General features: G+C 67.5%; 17 protein-coding genes. 10 read left to right on the top strand and 7 right to left on the bottom strand.

Translation table 11 applies throughout. The annotated features are described in order from the left end of the window. Positions 1 to 22: 22 nt before the first annotated feature. The 6 genes from RC1_RS06150 to RC1_RS06130 all read right to left on the bottom strand — a co-directional run bounded on the left by RC1_RS06150 (position 23) and on the right by RC1_RS06130 (position 5,174). Positions 23 to 316: a hypothetical protein gene (locus tag RC1_RS06150; protein WP_012566480.1), complete on the bottom strand. Its 294-nt coding sequence runs from the start codon at positions 314 to 316 to the stop codon at positions 23 to 25. A gap of 351 nt (positions 317 to 667) precedes the next feature. After that, the gene (locus RC1_RS06145) at positions 668 to 1,822 is read right to left on the bottom strand and encodes an AAA family ATPase (protein WP_083759256.1); all 1,155 of its coding nucleotides are present in this window, start codon (positions 1,820 to 1,822) and stop codon (positions 668 to 670) included. Further along, the gene (locus RC1_RS06140; RefSeq protein WP_012566479.1) at positions 1,822 to 2,400 is read right to left on the bottom strand and encodes a hypothetical protein; all 579 of its coding nucleotides are present in this window, start codon (positions 2,398 to 2,400) and stop codon (positions 1,822 to 1,824) included. Before RC1_RS06140 ends, RC1_RS06145 begins: the two co-directional genes overlap by 1 nt. Next, on the bottom strand, positions 2,397 to 2,627 hold the full coding sequence (locus tag RC1_RS06135; RefSeq protein ID WP_012566478.1) for a hypothetical protein: 231 nt from the start codon (positions 2,625 to 2,627) through the stop codon (positions 2,397 to 2,399). The genes RC1_RS06140 and RC1_RS06135 overlap by 4 nt, the downstream gene beginning before the upstream one ends. 340 nt (positions 2,628 to 2,967) lie before the next feature. Next, on the bottom strand, positions 2,968 to 3,789 hold the full coding sequence (locus RC1_RS21400; RefSeq protein ID WP_148213393.1) for a hypothetical protein: 822 nt from the start codon (positions 3,787 to 3,789) through the stop codon (positions 2,968 to 2,970). Positions 3,790 to 3,845: 56 nt separating this feature from the next. Further along, a complete protein-coding gene (locus RC1_RS06130) occupies positions 3,846 to 5,174 on the bottom strand; it encodes a tyrosine-type recombinase/integrase (protein ID WP_012566477.1) in 1,329 nt (442 codons plus the stop codon). A 714-nt stretch (positions 5,175 to 5,888) separates the two neighbouring features. Here RC1_RS06130 and RC1_RS06125 point away from each other — a divergent pair. Then, positions 5,889 to 6,698 carry a sulfite exporter TauE/SafE family protein gene (locus RC1_RS06125; RefSeq protein ID WP_012566476.1) on the top strand — a complete coding sequence of 270 codons (810 nt, stop codon included), beginning with the start codon at positions 5,889 to 5,891 and terminating at the stop codon, positions 6,696 to 6,698. A 30-nt stretch (positions 6,699 to 6,728) separates the two neighbouring features. Here the strand turns inward: RC1_RS06125 and RC1_RS06120 are convergent, their stop codons facing one another. After that, the gene (locus tag RC1_RS06120) at positions 6,729 to 7,511 is read right to left on the bottom strand and encodes a DUF2189 domain-containing protein (protein ID WP_012566475.1); all 783 of its coding nucleotides are present in this window, start codon (positions 7,509 to 7,511) and stop codon (positions 6,729 to 6,731) included. 236 nt (positions 7,512 to 7,747) lie between these two features. Here RC1_RS06120 and ccoN point away from each other — a divergent pair, with 236 nt between their 5' ends. The 9 genes from ccoN (at position 7,748) to RC1_RS06075 (ending at position 16,160) form a co-directional block, all read left to right on the top strand. Continuing rightward, positions 7,748 to 9,232: a cytochrome-c oxidase, cbb3-type subunit I gene (gene ccoN / locus RC1_RS06115; RefSeq protein ID WP_012566474.1), complete on the top strand. Its 1,485-nt coding sequence runs from the start codon at positions 7,748 to 7,750 to the stop codon at positions 9,230 to 9,232. Positions 9,233 to 9,245: 13 nt separating this feature from the next. Continuing rightward, positions 9,246 to 9,977: a cytochrome-c oxidase, cbb3-type subunit II gene (ccoO, locus tag RC1_RS06110; protein ID WP_012566473.1), complete on the top strand. Its 732-nt coding sequence runs from the start codon at positions 9,246 to 9,248 to the stop codon at positions 9,975 to 9,977. A 9-nt stretch (positions 9,978 to 9,986) separates the two neighbouring features. After that, complete coding sequence (locus tag RC1_RS06105) at positions 9,987 to 10,160, top strand: CcoQ/FixQ family Cbb3-type cytochrome c oxidase assembly chaperone (protein WP_012566472.1); 174 nt, start codon at positions 9,987 to 9,989, stop codon at positions 10,158 to 10,160. A 7-nt stretch (positions 10,161 to 10,167) separates the two neighbouring features. Continuing rightward, positions 10,168 to 11,037 (top strand): cytochrome-c oxidase, cbb3-type subunit III, encoded by an 870-nt coding sequence (gene ccoP / locus RC1_RS06100; RefSeq protein WP_012566471.1) that lies wholly within the window; start codon positions 10,168 to 10,170, stop codon positions 11,035 to 11,037. Positions 11,038 to 11,239: 202 nt separating this feature from the next. After that, positions 11,240 to 12,751 carry a cytochrome c oxidase accessory protein CcoG gene (gene ccoG / locus RC1_RS06095; protein WP_041785164.1) on the top strand — a complete coding sequence of 504 codons (1,512 nt, stop codon included), beginning with the start codon at positions 11,240 to 11,242 and terminating at the stop codon, positions 12,749 to 12,751. A 25-nt stretch (positions 12,752 to 12,776) separates the two neighbouring features. After that, a complete protein-coding gene (locus tag RC1_RS06090; RefSeq protein ID WP_012566469.1) occupies positions 12,777 to 13,277 on the top strand; it encodes a FixH family protein in 501 nt (166 codons plus the stop codon). After that, positions 13,274 to 15,733, top strand: coding sequence for a heavy metal translocating P-type ATPase (locus RC1_RS06085; RefSeq protein ID WP_012566468.1), 2,460 nt, complete (start codon positions 13,274 to 13,276; stop codon positions 15,731 to 15,733). The genes RC1_RS06090 and RC1_RS06085 overlap by 4 nt, the downstream gene beginning before the upstream one ends. Continuing rightward, entirely contained in the window at positions 15,730 to 15,918 is a 189-nt protein-coding gene (ccoS, locus tag RC1_RS06080; RefSeq protein ID WP_012566467.1) for a cbb3-type cytochrome oxidase assembly protein CcoS, read from the top strand. Before RC1_RS06085 ends, ccoS begins: the two co-directional genes overlap by 4 nt. A 41-nt stretch (positions 15,919 to 15,959) precedes the next feature. Beyond that, a complete protein-coding gene (locus RC1_RS06075; RefSeq protein ID WP_012566466.1) occupies positions 15,960 to 16,160 on the top strand; it encodes a hypothetical protein in 201 nt (66 codons plus the stop codon).

The following is a 16,160-nucleotide window of genomic DNA, read 5'->3' as shown; positions in this document are numbered from 1 at the left end:
GGGCGAAGCGCGGGCGGGGGCATCACCTCTTGAGGTAGGGGGAATAGCTCTTCCGCCGGCGCGCCCAATTGCGCAGCGCCTCCTTCTGCGCCTCGGTGGGCGGCGGCGGCTTCAGCGCCTCGGCCTGCGCGGCGAAGGCAGCCACCAGCTCCGCGTCGGGCAGGTCCCTGACCAGCGCCCAGGCCGGCACGGCGCGGCTGCCGGCAGCGCGGACGGCGCGCAGGGCTTCACGGTGGAGCGCTGCCCGTTGCTCCGGCGTGGCGTTGGCGGGGGCGGTGCGGGCGGCCAGCGCGGCGGCGATCTCGTCGGGGGTCATGGGGCGGACTCCGGCTTCAGCGTCAGGGGGAGGCTATCAGGCGGATAGGGAACGCGAAAGGGGAGGATCACGAACGGCAAAGGAACAGATTCAGTATCCGGCCCCGCCGCCCAAGCGGGGGCGGATTATATTACGTAGTAATATAGGGGGCGAGAGCGTGCAGCCATTGTGCAGGGAAATCAATGACTTAACATCTGCGCATTGTGCAATTGTGCAGCAGTTGTGCGTGCAGCAGAATCAATGACTTAGCGGTGGTCGATTGTGCAGGATTGTGCAGCGATTGTGCGATTGTGCGCCCGTTGTGCAGGGGCTTATGCAGGGCGTTGTGCAGCCCGGCCGGGGTGGTGCGGGCTACCTGTCGGCCCGCACGATCCCCTGCCGCGGCGTCCGGTTCGCGTAGCGGCCCGCGACGCCGATCTTGATCTTTCCGGCGTTGAACAGGTCGTTCATGGCGGTGGAGAGCGCCCGATCACTGAACCCACCGGAAAGGCGAGCGTCCCGGATCAGCTTGGGGAGGTAGTTCGCCGTCCCCTTGTTGGCGCTGGCCACCCGCCCCTGCATGGTCAGCTTGTCCAGCGCGGAGAGAACAACCTCTTCTGCCGCCCGTGCCGCCGCGTCCCGGTCCAGCCGGTCCACGAAGTCGCCTCCGCCGGGCCGATCCGGCACGAAGACGCCCGCCTGCCAGCGGACCGACAGCATCGTTCCCGGTGGCGCGTGGTTGCCTTTCACGATCTCCAGCACGCGGGCATCCAGGTCCGGTTCTCCGTCGCCGCTGGGATCGGGGTCGCGGAACGCCAGGAACGAGCGGGACTTGCCCGACCATGCGACGGAACCCGATTCGTAGGAGCCGACGGACAGGGCGCCCCGGCTGGGGTGGCCGATCACGATCACGGCACCGTGGATTGCGCACGCCATGCGGCGCAGCAGCAGCATGAACTGGATAGCGTCGCGCTTCTTATTCTCGTCGCCGCCGAACACGTCGGCCAGAGAATCCAGCACGATCAACCGGGCTCCGACCTGCCGCGCGCGCTGAAGGACGCGGGCATAGAACAGGGTCGAAGCTCCCGCGTCCGCATTGCGGTCGAAGGTCATCAAGGTCGTGTCGTCCTCTCCATCGTCGAACGGATGCAGGAGGTGCAGGTCATCCAGGTCGGCCAGAGACAGCCCCTCGGCCTCGGCAATCGCCGCCAGACGGCGCTGAGTTTCCTCGGGATGGTCCTCGCACAGCACCGCCAGCACGGGCGCCCGCACCGTCGGGGAGCCCAGCCAGGAGCGCCCGGCGGCGACCGCGACCAGGAGCTGTTCCGCGATGGTGGTCTTACCCTTGCCGGGCTTGCCCATCAGGATCGTAACTTCGTCAACGGGCACCCACGGCTCGGCGATGAACTCGCGCGGCGGGATAGGCTTGCCCGCCCATGCGGATGCCGGGGTGGTGGGCAAGGGTTCAAGGTATCCGCGCGGGTTGGCAGTGGTGCCGCCGGGCGCCTCGTTCCACGCGGTCCGCATTACGCCACCTTGCGCCGCGACGGCGCGGCCGTCTCGATCCGGGGGGCAGGCCACGTTTCGCGGACCCGCTGCCGTAGCCGCGTCTCCAGCGCCGGCGCGTCGCAGGTCAGGCGCGGGACGCCACAGAACACGGCGGTGGGGTTCAGCGACCAGTCCACGATGCAGACGCCCGTGCCGCCCGCCGCCAGCCACCCCAACGGGGAGCTATGCAGATGGAGCGGCCGGCCGTCGAACCGGGCCGCCTCCAGCGCGTCTTCGCCCAGCAGATGGGCGTCGCGGCGGACGGGGTGCCACCGGCCCGGCGCCTCCAGCCTGAAGGCGACCAGATCGTCGATCTGCTCCCAATCGGCGTACTCGCCCAGCCCGCGCAGGCCCGCCGGCACCAAGATCCAGGGGCCGGGGCCGCCGGCCGGGGTGAAGAGTCCTTCAGGCCCAACGTGCCCGTCGGCGGCGGCGTAGAGCGCCGGAAAGCTGAACGCTTTCGGGCGCCGAACCCCGGCGGCGGCCAGCCGCTCGCCCGTGGAGAAGGGCGTACTGACGGCCAGGGCGTGGAACAGGTGGCGCAGATCGTCGGTCATAGCGCCCCCCCGTCGTTCAGGGTCAGCAGGCCGTTCCGGGCGACCACGGCCAGCGCGGCGAAGTCCGCCGCGGCCAGCTTCTCCCCGCGGGCGCCGGCCTCCATCGCCGCCGTTGCGGCCTCGGCGATGATCGCGGCCAGCGCCCGCCGCGCAGCGTCGGGCGGCGGGGCGGGAACCCGGCGGGCCGGGGCGGGCCGCGGGTGGAGAGGGATCACGTCACCGGTCATAGCGCGCCTCCGGCGGTCCACCGCCCGGCGCTCCCGGCACAGGCCGCGGGCCGGCCATCACGCGGCCTCGCCGCGCGCCAGTGAGGCGAGGAACTCGCGGGGATGGGTGATGATGAGGCGCTTCGAGAGATACTTGACCGACTGGATTTTCCCTTCGGTCATCAGATTGTATGCGGAAGCGCGAGAAATCCCGACCGCGGCGGCCCAGTCGTTAACAGGCCAGCCGAAACGGTCGCGAGCATCGGACGGAGAGGTTGTCACCGTGGTTCTCCATGTCTCTCTGTGGACGTGGGACCACGGTGCAAGGGGCCGCCCTGAATGTCAGGGCAACTACCCGGCCTCAATCGAGCCTAGTATCTGCCCTTCCAGGAAGAGCGGCCGGCGACGGCCGGCGGGCCGGGAAGTTCGGATCGTTGAACCATCGCTGCAAGCGGTCCACGCGAGAGAGAAGAAATTCTGCTTCGCTGCGGCAACCTTCAGACTCAAGCTGGGAAGCCTGCAACGTGAGATGTATATACCGCTCGCTTACAAGTTTTCTGACATGACTTTCGTCTCGAACGACGGGAGCGATTCGCTTTATGTCGTGCTCAATGCCTGCCGGATCAAAATCCCCCGTCGCCAATCCATAAACCGTTCGCACGAATACTGCGAATGCGCCCTCTGAATGGCCCGAAATCTCTTTTCCGTTGTCGGTCCAGACGCGCGCCAGATCTTCAACGAACCGCTGCCGTGGTGCGCCCCACGCGCGCGCCTTGATCCCATGTCGCCCGCCGGGGTCGGGCCTGTCCGGGTCACCGCTCCCGAAGGAGTTCACGAACGCGCCGCGGACCCGCCCGGCCGCCCCGGATAGGGCGAAAAGGCGAACGATGTGGGGCTCGGCATCGAAGGTAAGAAGCTCAAGATCAGATATCTCGGGGTCGAATTTCGGGTTACTTGGCAGCGATGAAAGTAATTGTGCGCACTCGTAGAACAATTTTGCCAATTCGGCTGCCGCATTTTCCAGACGGGAAATCTGCTCTGCGATATATCCAACGCGAAAATCCGACGTATCGGACAGACTCTCTATGGCACACTCAATCAGAAACTGGCTGTCATCGGTTGGCGGATCGCCCAGCATTTTCAGAATGTCGCCAATATATTCTTTGTCGTGCGTACTGTTCATGCCGTCCTCCGCTCCACCTTCACGACATTACAGCCGATCCCCAGCCGCGGCGCTTGTCATCCGCGACCCGTTCTTAGCGCGGCGACGTTGGATGCCGGCGCCAGCCCGAGATTGGGCAGGGCTGCGCGCACCGCGGCGGCATGGTGAGACGGCGACAGGTGGGCGTAGTGCCGTTCAGTGATTCGCGTGTCAGAGTGCCCGAGTTGCGCGGCGATCACCTGCATGGAGACGCCCCGCTGCGCCAGCCAGGAAGCGTGAGTGTGCCGCAGGATGTGGAATGAAATAGCCGGCTTGATCTTCGCCGCGGCGCAGGCGTCCTTGATCGGTCGGTGCTGGTGGGACTTCCCCCACGGCTCCCCGTTCGCCCTGGTGAACACCAGATCGTCCGCCGTCCGCCCGGCCGTGTGGTCCCGGAAGAACGCAACCCCTTCCTCCGTCAGCACGACATGCCGCGGTTTCCCGCTCTTGGACAGCCGGACATAGACGGAGCCGTTCAACAGGTCGATCTCCTGCACCCGCAGCCGCGCCAGTTCTTCATACCGACAACCAGTCAGCAGCGCGCCGCGCACCATGGCACGAAGGTCCGGCGCCGAGGCGTTCACCAGCCGCACGGCTTCGTCCTGCGCCAGCCATCGCACCCGTGCTTCCGAGACCCCTTTGAAGGGCCGCACGGTTGCCCATGCAGAATCGGTCTCCACCCGCTTGCCCCGATAAGCGTGGTTCAGGGCCGCCTTCAGGATCTTCAGTTGGTGGTTCGCAGTGTGGCGGCGACGGCGGATCACGTCCGGGTCCGACATGTCCACGTCCGCCGTCCGCCGCTCCGCCGCTTTCGTCTTCGTCCGCAGCCGGGGCGGGCTGTTGGCGATCCCCTCAAGCCATTTCGTGATCCGGCCGCTGGTCAGCTTGGACAGGTCGATACCCCCCAGCGCCGGGAGGATATGTGCCTTCGCCTCCGTGTCGAACTCCTTCCGGGTCCGGGCGTTCTGAAGCGTGGCAAGATAGGAGGCCACGGCGTCGCGCACCGTCCAGGGACCGCCCTGGTGGACGGGTTCGCCCGCCGCTTCCGCCTCCCGCCGCCGCTCCGCCTCCAGATCGGCCCGGGCGCAGTCCTCGAACCATATGCGTGCCGCCGCCTGCGCCTGCTCGAAGGACAGTACCTCGATCCCGTCCGCGTCCCGGATGTCGTCGGCCATCCCCAGCCGCCGTTCCTGGTACTTCCCGCCTCCGAGGAAGCGGCGGGCGATCCAGCTACCGCTGGCGGAACCCCGGTAGTACCCGACATGCCGCCCGCGGTCGATTTCCCGCCAGTAGGGTTTCGGCCGAGGCGCCAGCTTGGCGCGCTTCGCCTTGGTGCTCAGGTTCGTGTCCGCGACTGTCCGGGCCATCGGGCTCCCCCAACTCTTCCCCAATATTTCCCCAATATCGCGTTTGGACACCTATGGACGGCTCCGGACGACATCTAAGGAAATCAATGTGTTGCTGTTGTCCATGGGCGTCCATGATAGTCTAGAAAACCCGGACATGCAAAACTTTCACGTTGGTAACACGGGTTCGAATCCCGTTGGGGACGCCACCCTTCCCAGGGTTCCGGCCATCGGCCCGCGAGGTTCTTCCAGCCCTGATCCTGCCTCCGCCCGCTTCTGTGCCTGGCGGTGTGCAGCACCGGCTGTCCGGTCCAGCATCCCTGCTACCTGTCCGTCGCCTGCGCGGGCGGTTTTCCCCTGTGCCGGCCAAGGCTGTTGCCCGCATGTCGGCGCGGCCTGATCGCGGTCGGTAATCGCGTTACATCGCGTCGGTGCCGAGCGGCATGCGGACGGCTGCCCGGACGATCCCGGCCGCCGTCCAGGCGGGCCGGTGGGCGGCGGACGGAGCCTGGTGCGGCCGTCCTCCCGCCCGCATGAACGCTGTTCCGGCGTCTCTGCCGTCCGCCCTGAGTCCCCCTGGAAGCGTTGTCGGATCAGCGGGTTGGCGTCCACCCTGCGGTGATTCCAGCGACCCGGCGCCGTCCTGGCCGAGTCGCGGGTGTCCGGTGACTATCCCGAGGTATAGATCGTTACACTTGATCCGGATCATGGCTTGGCAGACGGGGGGGCACCGATATGATGCCCGAAATTTCCTTAGTCGCCGCCTGGATCACCATGCACGACCACGCCCACACCATCGTCACCACGGGCAATACCCTGTACCCCGTGATGGCGGCCATGTTCCTGACCGGCCTCGCCGGCGGGTTCGGCCACTGCACGACGATGTGCGGACCCTTCGTCATGGCCCAGGTCGCCGGCGGGATCGCGGGGCGCGGGCCGGTCGAGGCCGCGTCGCCGCTGCTGGCCCGGCTGCGGGGCGGGTTGCTGCTGCCCTACCATGCAGGCCGTCTGACCACCTACGCCGCATTGGGCGGGCTGGTCGGCGGGCTGTCCGGGCTGGTGGTGCGGGCGACCGAGTACCGTTGGCTGCTGGCTGCCTTCATGCTTCTGGCAGCGTTGCTGTTCCTCGGGCAGGGCCTGAAGGGCCTGTCCGCCTGGATGCCGGCGCTCCTGCGCCTGACGGGACGCAGCGGCGGGGGCTGGGCGCAGGATATCGGCCTCTGGCTGTCGCGCCCGCTGCGTCCGCTGTTCGCCCGCCCGGGCGGTTTCAACGGCTATCTCCTGGGACTGGTGCTGGGCTTCCTGCCCTGCGGCTTCCTCTATGCGGCGCTCGCCTCGGCTGTCGGGGTCGGCAGTGCCGCCGGTGGTTTCCTGGTCATGGCGGCCTTCGCGGCCGGCACGGTCCCCGCCCTGGTGGCGGTGGGCGTGCTCGGTTCGGCGGCCGGCTTCCGATGGGGAGGGGTGATGCGGGCCTTGGCCCCGGCGCTGATGCTGTTCAACGCCGGGGTTCTGGGTCTGATGGCGTGGCACGCGGTGTCGGCATGAGCCGCGCCGCCACGCCGGCCGGTCGGCCGCTCAGTCGGCGACCAGATCCCGGTAGGCGTGCCAGGTGGCGTGCCCGATCAGGGGGAGGGCGACGATAAGGCCCAGGAACAGGGTCATCATGCCGACGGCGGCGGAGAAGGCGATCAGGAACGCCCACAGCGCCATCGGCTTCGGGTTGGCCTGAACGGCCGTGACGCTGGCCACGATGGCGGTGGTCACGGAGACATCCCGGTCCATCAGCATCGGGATCGAGATGGCGGAGATGGCGAACACGATGCTCGCCAGCACCCCGCCGAGAACGGTCCCGGTGATCAGGAAGGGCAGGCTGACCGACGAGTTGAACACGATGCCGACAAGATTATCGAAGTTCGGATTCAGGTCGCTGAAGAACAGAGCATAGAGAAGCGTGGCGATCCGGATCCAGAACAGCATGAACAGCAGGAGCACCACCCCCATATAGGCAAGGGGAATGGCTTTGGCACGCATGGCGTGCACGATCGCTCCCAATGAGACCGGTTCGCCCCGGCCAAGGCGCCGACTCGACTCATAGAGTCCGACGGCGGCCAGGGGGGCGACAAGCATGAAGCCGGCGCACATCGGCAAGAGAAGGTGGAACAGGCCGGAGCCGGTCAGGCCCAGCGCGAGCAGCCAGCTCACGCCGGCGACGACGGCGCCATAGCCCAGGCTGACGCTCCAGGCCGCGGACATGTCGCGGAATCCGAGTTCCAGCCAGAGCCAGGGTCGGTCCGGTGCGATCCGCCTGACGGCGGGGGAGGATAAGGTGGACAGAAGGGTGGCGTTGAGGTCGGTCATCGAGCGTCTCCCTGTTTCCGACGCACCCGGCCGCCTTGTTCCCGGCGCATTGACATTCGTCAAAACCGGCCGCGTCGATCCCTGAACTGCGACACTGTAGCACAGCGAAAGGTGCTCCGTTGATTCAAATCAATGCGTCAGAACTGCCCGACGTAGAATTTTACTAAGTTACGTTTGGCAGACCACACGGCCAGGATCGACTGGCTTCGACTGTCCTGAGAAGACCGGGGGTACTTATGGGCATTGCGCTCACCGGCGAGGCGTCCCGCGCGACGGCTGGACCCGTCGTGCAGGAGGCGTACAACGAAGACGTCATCCGCGCCTTCGTCATCGCAACCATGTTCTGGGGCATCGCCGCCTTCGCGGCCGGTGTCTTCATCGCCTTCCAGCTCGCGTTCCCGAGCCTCAATCTGGGCCTGGAATGGACCACGTTCGGCCGTGTGCGACCGCTGCACACCTCGGCCGCGGTCTTCGCCTTCGGCGGTAACGCGCTGATCGGCTCGTCCCTCTACATCGTGCAGAGGACCTGCCGCGCCCCCTTGTTCGGTGGCTCCCAGCTCGCCTGGTTCGTCTTCATCGGCTACCAGATCTTCATCGTGATGGCCGCGACCGGCTATCTGATGGGGATCACCCAGAGCAAGGAATACGCCGAGCCCGAGTGGTACGCCGATCTCTGGCTGACCGTCGTCTGGGTCGTCTATCTGGTGATCTTCGTCGGCACCATCGCCAAGCGTCGGGAACCGCACATCTATGTTGCCAACTGGTTCCTGCTGGCCTTCATCATCACGATCGCCATGCTGCACATCGTCAACAACATGGCGGTGCCGGTCAGTCTCGTGGGCGTGAAGAGCTACTCCGCCTATGCGGGCGTGCAGGACGCCATGATCCAGTGGTGGTATGGCCACAACGCGGTGGGCTTCTTCCTGACCGCCGGCTTCCTGGGCATGATGTACTACTTCGTGCCCAAGCGCGCCGGGCGGCCGGTCTATTCCTACCGCCTGTCGATCGTGCACTTCTGGGCCCTGATCTTCCTCTACATCTGGGCCGGTCCGCACCACCTGCACTATACGGCGCTGCCCGACTGGACGCAGACGCTGGGCATGGTGTTCTCGGTGATGCTGTGGATGCCGTCCTGGGGCGGCATGATCAACGGCATCATGACCCTCTCGGGTGCCTGGGACAAGCTGCGCACCGATCCGGGTCTGCGCTTCTCCGTGACCTCCGTCGCCTTCTACGGCATGAGCACCTTCGAGGGGCCGGTGATGTCGGTGAAGGCGGTCAACGCGCTCAGCCACTACACCGACTGGACCGTCGGCCATGTGCATTCCGGTGCGCTGGGCTGGGTCGCCTTCATCGTCTTCGGCGCGCTCTACTATCTGGTGCCGGCGCTGTGGAAGAAGAAGGACGTCTGGTCGCTGCGCCTGGTCGAGTGGCACTACTGGATCGCCACCATCGGCATCGTCCTCTACATCACCGCCATGTGGGTGTCCGGCATCATGCAGGGCCTTATGTGGCGCGCCTACGACGAGTACGGCTTCCTGCAGTACTCCTTCGTGGAGACGGTGCAGGCCATGCATCCGTACTACGTGATCCGCGGCATCGGCGGTCTCTGCTTCCTGACCGGCGCGCTGATCATGGTCTACAACCTGTACCGCACCATGAAGAGCGGCGAACCCGTCGGCCAGACGCGGCTCGCTCCGCACGCCGCCCCGGCCGAGTGAGGAGGGCGCCATCATGAAATTCAGCCACGAACCGATTGAAACGAACGTCATCCTGCTCGCGGTGCTGACACTGATCACGGTGTCCATCGGCGGTCTGGTCCAGATCGTTCCCCTTTTCACCGTGGAGTCCACCATCGAGCGGGTGGAGGGCATGCGCCCCTACACCCCGCTGGAGCTGGCCGGCCGCAACATCTATGTCCGTGAAGGGTGCTACACCTGCCACAGCCAGCAGATCCGCACCTTCCGGGACGAGGTGGAGCGCTACGGCCACTACAGCCTCGCCGCGGAGAGCATGTACGACCACCCCTTCCAGTGGGGCTCCAAGCGCACCGGCCCGGACCTTGCCCGCGTCGGCGGCAAGTACTCCAACGCCTGGCATGTGGCGCACCTGACCGACCCCCGCTCGGTCGTGCCGGAATCGATCATGCCTCCCTACGCCTTCCTCAACACCAAGCCGCTCCGGTACGAGGACATGGCGGATCACCTGAAGGCCAACCGGGCTGTCGGCGTCCCCTACACGGACGAGCAGATTCAGACTGCGGTGCAGGATGTGCGTCTGCAGGCGGGTGTCGATCCGGATGCGGACACGGCCGAGCTGCTGAACCGCTATCCGAAGGCGGTCGTCGGGGATTTCGACGGGAATCCCGAAGTCATCAGCGAGATGGACGCGCTTGTCGCCTACCTCCAGATGCTCGGTACCCTGGTAGATTTCTCGACGGTCTCGCCTGAAGACCTGCGGCAGTAGGAGGCGGGGATGGAAGATTTCCTCGTTCTCCTGAAGCAGCTCTGGATCGTCTGGTTCTTCGTCCTCTTCGTCGGTGTCGTCGTCTGGGTCTACTGGCCGACCCGCCGCGAAGGGCTGGAGCAACAGGCCACCATTCCGCTGCGCGACGACGACCCGCCGCCAGCGGCCCGTAGCAAGGGGTGAAGGTGTCATGCCCACAAAGATCGAGAAAGACAGTGCAACCGGCCGGATGACCACCGGCCACGAGTGGGACGGCATCAAGGAGCTGAACACCCCGCTGCCGAAGTGGTGGCTGTACACCTTCTATGTCTGCATCCTCTTCGCGGTGGTCTATTCGGTCCTGTATCCCTCCTGGCCGTCCCTGTCCGGTCACACCGGCGGCGTCCTGGGCTGGACCCAGCGTGAGGAACTGGCCGCCCGGCTGGCGGAGGAGAAATCCCGCCTGCAGCCGGTCGTGGCGAAGATCGAGGCGACCCCGATCGACGAGATCCGGAACAGCCCCGACCTGATGAACTACGTGCAGGCGGCGGGCCGCGTCGCCTTCGCGGACAACTGCGCCGCCTGCCACGGGGCGGGCGGGGCGGGCACGGTCGGTTTCCCGACCCTGGCCGACGATGACTGGATCTGGGGCGGCAAGCCGGACCAGATCCTCCAGACCGTCATGTTCGGTATCCGCAACACCAACCCGGAGAGCCGCGTCTCCGACATGCCGCGCTTCGGCGTCGACCAGATTCTTGACGCGCAGCAGATCGACGATGTCGCCGAGCACGTTCTCTCGCTCAGCGGTGCGGCGACCGACCCGGCGGCGGCGGAGCGCGGCACGCAGCTCTATGCCGACAACTGCTCCGTCTGCCACGGTGAGAAGGGCGAGGGGATCCCCGACATGGGGGCACCCCGTCTGAACGACGGCATCTGGCTCTACGGCGGCGACAAGGCCACGGTGGTGGAGACGATCACCTACGCCCGCCGCGGCAGCATGCCGGCCTGGAGCGAGCGTCTTGACCCGGCGACGGTCAAGATCCTCGCAGCCTATGTCCACGCCCTGGGTGGCGGCCAGTAGGCTTCCTCCCGATCGTGTCAGGGTGAGCCGAGCGCCTGTCCGGGACCACCCGGACGGGCGCTTGGTTTTTCAAGCGTTCCCCGCGGGCCTGCGACATTCTTGATCTAGCGCATGGCGGGACAAAGCGTCACGGGCCAATTTTTCCTCTGGGCAAGCCGGTAGCCTGCGGGCCCTCCGCGACGCCCGATTCGAAGGTGCCACGATGGATGGCGAAACAGATCTGATGGAGAAGCCGGCCGTTGCGGTCCGGTCTCGCAAGCAGAAGCCGACGACCGAAGCCGCGTCCGCCGACCAGTCCCTCTATGCCGACCGGGTCAAGGTCTATCCCAAGGCCGTGACCGGACCGTACCGTCGCGTCAAGACCGCGGTGCTTGTCTTCTGCCTCAGCCTCTACTATCTGGTGCCCTGGATTCGCTGGGACCGTGGGCCGGGGGCGCCGGATCAGGCCGTGCTGATCGACATGTCGGCGGGGCGTGCCTACTTCCTCTGGATCGAGATCTGGCCGCAGGAGGTCTACTACATCACAGGCCTGCTGGTGCTCGGTGCCTTCGGTCTGTTCCTCGTCACCTCCCTCTATGGCCGGGTCTGGTGCGGCTATACCTGCCCGCAGACGGTCTGGACCGATCTGTTCATGTGGGTGGAGCGCGTGATCGAGGGGGACCGCGGCGCCCGCATGCGGCTGGACCAGTCACCCCTGTCGGTCAGGAAGGTCGGCCTCAAGACGGCGACGCATACCGCCTGGCTGCTGATCTCGCTGGCTACCGGCGGCGCCTGGGTTCTCTACTTCAACAATGCGCCGACCTTCGTGGTTGACTTCTTCACCGGCGCGGCGACCGCCAAGCAGTATTTCTTCGTCGGCCTGTTCACGGCGACCACCTATCTGCTGGCCGGCTGGGCGCGGGAGCAGGTCTGCACCTACATGTGCCCCTGGCCCCGTTTCCAGGCGGCCATGCTCGACCGTGACAGCATGGTCGTGACCTACGAGAAGTGGCGGGGCGAACCGCGCGGCGGCTCCAAGGCCGGACCGGCGCCGGAGGGGCTGGGCGACTGCATCGACTGCGGCCAGTGCATCGCCGCCTGTCCGACGGGCATCGACATCCGTGACGGTCTGCAGCTCGAATGCATCGGCTGCGGCCTCTGCATCGACGCCTGCAACGATATCATGACGAAGGTCGGACGGCCGCTGAACCTTGTCACCTTCGATACGGAGAACAATCAGGAGGCCCGGTCCAAGGGGCTGCCCACGAAGTTCCGCCCGGTGCGGCCGCGCACGCTGATCTATGCCGGGCTGCTGCTGCTGGTCTGCGCCGTGATGGCCGCAGCGCTCGCCACCCGCACGACGGTAGAGGTGAACGTGCTGCGCGACCGCGCGCCGCTGTTCGTCACCCTGTCGGACGGCGACATCCGCAACGGTTACACGCTGAAGATCCTGAACAAGCGGCGGGCCGACGTGGATTACGAACTGAGCGTCGTGGGTATCGACGGCGCGCGTCTGGTGGTGCAGGATGTCGGTGAAAGTGATCGCGGCGGCCCGGTGGTGCTGCATGCACAGCCGGACACGGTGGTGCCGTTCCGTGTCTTCGTTACCGCGCCACGCGGTGCCCTGACTTCCGACTCCACCTCCATCCAGTTCATCCTGCGCGACCCGGTGGGCGGCACCGGCGACCGTTATGATGCCGTGTTCGTCGGGCCGCGGCCCGCCGCACTGCACTGACCGCTGCCAGGGAAGGATATCGACCGTGACGACCGTTCCGACCGAGTCTCCCCGCAAGAGCGCCTGGATTCCCTGGGTGTTCGTCGGCGGCATGCTGATCGTGGTCGTGGTCAACGCGATCCTGATCGTGGTCGCGTTGAAATCATGGACCGGGCTTGTCGTGCCCAAGCCCTATGAGCGCGGCATTCATTACAACGAGGTGCTGGAGGCCCAGTCGCGGCAGGACGCGCTGGGCTGGACGGTGAAGGCCGGGTTCGAGCCGATCGGCGGGCCGCTGGACGGCCGCATCGTGCTCACGGTGACGGGGCGCGATGGTGCCCCGCTCTCCGCTCTGCGCGTCGCGGCAGCCCGGCTGGTGCGCCCGGTGGAAGTGATCCCCGATGTCCCCCTGGCCTTCGACTATGTGGGCGACGGCCGCTTCGTCGCCCATGCCGTGCTGCCCCGGCCGGGGCAGTGGGATCTCAAGGCGACGCTGCACAACGGTGGTGACGCCTACGTCCTGTCCGAGCGGTTGTTCGCCCGATGAGCCTCGCCCTGTTCGACCTCGACACGGCTCCGGGCGACGGGCTGTCCGCCCGCCGGCCCGGTGAGGCCGGACAGGCCCCGGGCGCGGGGGGCTGCCTGCATTGCGGGCTGCCGGTGCCGCGTCCGGGCGACCGTTTCTGCTGTGCCGGGTGCGAGGGCGCCCATGCCCTGATCCACGAACTGGGGCTCGATGCCTACTACCGGCGGCGGGAGACGGCACCGGCGGAACCGCTTCAGGCCACCGAGGAGGTGAAGCTCGACTTGCTGTCGCAGGTGGAGGACCGGCCGGACGGGTCGCACTGCCTGCGGATGCGGGTGGACGGGCTGACCTGCGGGGCCTGTGTCTGGCTGATCGAAACGGCCCTGGCGAAGCAGCCGCAGGTGGAGGAGGTACGGGTCAATCTGACCACGCGCCGTCTGACCCTGCGCTGGTCCGGCCCGCGTGAGCGGGCGGAAGGGCTGGTGGCGACGGTGCGCCGGCTCGGCTACCGCCTCGCCCCGTTCGACACCGCGGCGGAGAACGACCCTCAGGCCCGGCACGAGCGCGAACTGCTGCGCTGCATGGCCGTGGCCGGCTTCGCCGCCATGAACATCATGCTGCTGTCCGTCTCCGTCTGGTCGGGGCATGCCGGTAGCATGGGCGATGCCACGCGCACCCTGATGCACTGGCTGTCGGCGCTGATCGCGCTGCCGACGGTGCTCTATGCCGGGCGGCCCTTCTTCCGCTCGGCGATCGCCGCGCTGCGGGCCGGGCGCAGCAACATGGACGTGCCGATCTCCCTGGGCGTGACGCTGGCCAGCGGCATCAGCCTGTGGGAGACGATGAACCAGGGGCAGCACGCCTATTTCGACGGCGCCGTGATGCTGCTCTTCTTCCTGCTGATCGGGCGCTATCTGGACAGCCGGGCCCGTGGCCGCGCCCGGTCGGCGGCGGAACATCTGCTGGCTCTGGCCCGTGCGCCGGTCACCGTGCTCCAACCGGACGGCAGCATCGCGCTGTCGGCTCCCTCCGCCGTGCCTGCCGGTGCCACTGTCCTGGTGGCGGCGGGGGAGCGGGTGGGCGTGGACGGTGCCGTGGCGGAGGGGCGTTCCGAGGTGGACACCAGCGTCGTCACCGGGGAGACCCGGCCGCTGCCGGTCGAGCCGGGAACACGCCTGTTCGCGGGCATGCTGAACCTCTCCGCCCCCCTCCGGGTGACGGTGACGGCCAGCGGCGAGGGAACGCTGCTGGCGGAGATCGTGCGCCTGATGGAGGCGGCGGAGCAGGGCCGTGCCCGCTTCGTCGCCCTGGCCGACCGGGTGGCGCGCCACTACACGCCCGTCGTCCACACCCTGGCTCTCGGCACCTTCCTGGCCTGGACCCTGGGGGTGGGCCTGGACTGGCAGCCGGCCCTGCTCATCGCGGTGGCCGTGCTCATCATCACCTGTCCCTGCGCGCTCGCGCTCGCGGTTCCGGCCGTGCAGGTGGTGGCGAGCGACCGGCTGCTGCGCCAGGGGACGCTGCTGAAGTCCGCCACGGCGCTGGAGCGGCTGGCGACGGTCGATACCGTGGTGTTCGACAAGACCGGCACCCTGACGCTGGGCCGGCCGGAGCTGCTGCCCGATGCCGGCCGCGACGCGGCAGTTCTGGACCGGGCGGCCACGCTGGCCCGGAACAGCCGGCACCCGCTGTCCCGCGCCCTGGCCCGGGCCGCCGGGCCCGGACCCGTCGCCATCGGCGTGCGGGAACTGCCGGGCCGCGGCCTGGAGCTGGACACCGCGGACGGCACCGTGCGCCTGGGCAGCCGCGCCTTCGTGGGGGCGCCCGCTGCGGCAGCCCCGGGACCGTCAGGCGCGGTTGCGGATGCCGAGCTGTGGCTGGCGGAGCCGGGCCGGGCGCCCGTCCGCTTCGCCTTCGCCGACCGGGCCCGCAGCGACGCGGCCACGGTGGTGAGCGATCTGCGCCGCGCCGGCTACCGGGTCGAGCTGCTTTCCGGCGACCGGCCGGAAGCGGTGGCCGCGCTGGCGGCCGAGACAGGGCTGGACGACTGGCGGGGCGGGGTGGACCCGGCGGGCAAGTGCGCCCGGCTGGCCGAACTGCGCGCTGCGGGCCGCCGCGTGCTGATGGTGGGGGACGGGCTGAACGACGCGGCAGCGCTCGCTGCGGCCGACGTTTCCGCGTCTCCGGCTTCGGCGGTGGACATCGCGCAGACCGCGGCGGATGCTGTCTTCCAGGGCGACCGGCTGGCGCCGGTGGCCGATCTGCTGGCCGTTGCCCGCATGGCTGACCGGCTGGTGCGGCAAAATCTCGGTTTCACACTGATATATAACATGTGTGCCGTCCCTATCGCGATGCTAGGACATGCCACGCCCCTGGTGGCGGCGGTGGCGATGTCTTCGTCCTCGCTGATCGTCATCGGTAATGCGATGCGTCTGTCCGGCCGTCGGACGGGGGCTCGTGCAGGAGGTGGATCATGAACAGCCTGTTGCTGCTGATTCCAGTGGCCCTGTTCCTGGGGCTTCTGGGCCTTGCGGCGTTCTTCTGGTCGGTGCGGTCCGGCCAGTTCGACGACCTCGACGGTGCGGCGACGCGGATACTTTTCGACGATGACAAGCCGTTGCCGCGGAAATCCGACAGTTCCGTCGGATCCCGCGTGGCCTGACGTCCCCTCCTGACACCTTGTTCCTGCTTTCGGAGTTTTAAATGCGTTCTCCCATGCTCGGCCTCACGGGGGCCCTGGTCGCTCTCTTCGGCCTCTTCCTCTCCGCCGGGGCCACCGACAACGAACTCTTCCTCGCCGGCGTGGTCTGCTTCGGGATCGGCGTTCTGCTGAACCTGTGGCTGATCCTCCGTTACGAGCGCTCGGGTTCCGAGCCGGAGACGGAGGCCGCTCCGGCCGAGTGA

The organism is Rhodospirillum centenum SW, assembly GCF_000016185.1.
In the GTDB taxonomy this organism is placed as follows: domain Bacteria; phylum Pseudomonadota; class Alphaproteobacteria; order Azospirillales; family Azospirillaceae; genus Rhodocista; species Rhodocista centena.
Note: the sequence above shows the minus strand (reverse complement) of the source record. Positions and strands in the feature narration are given on the sequence as shown.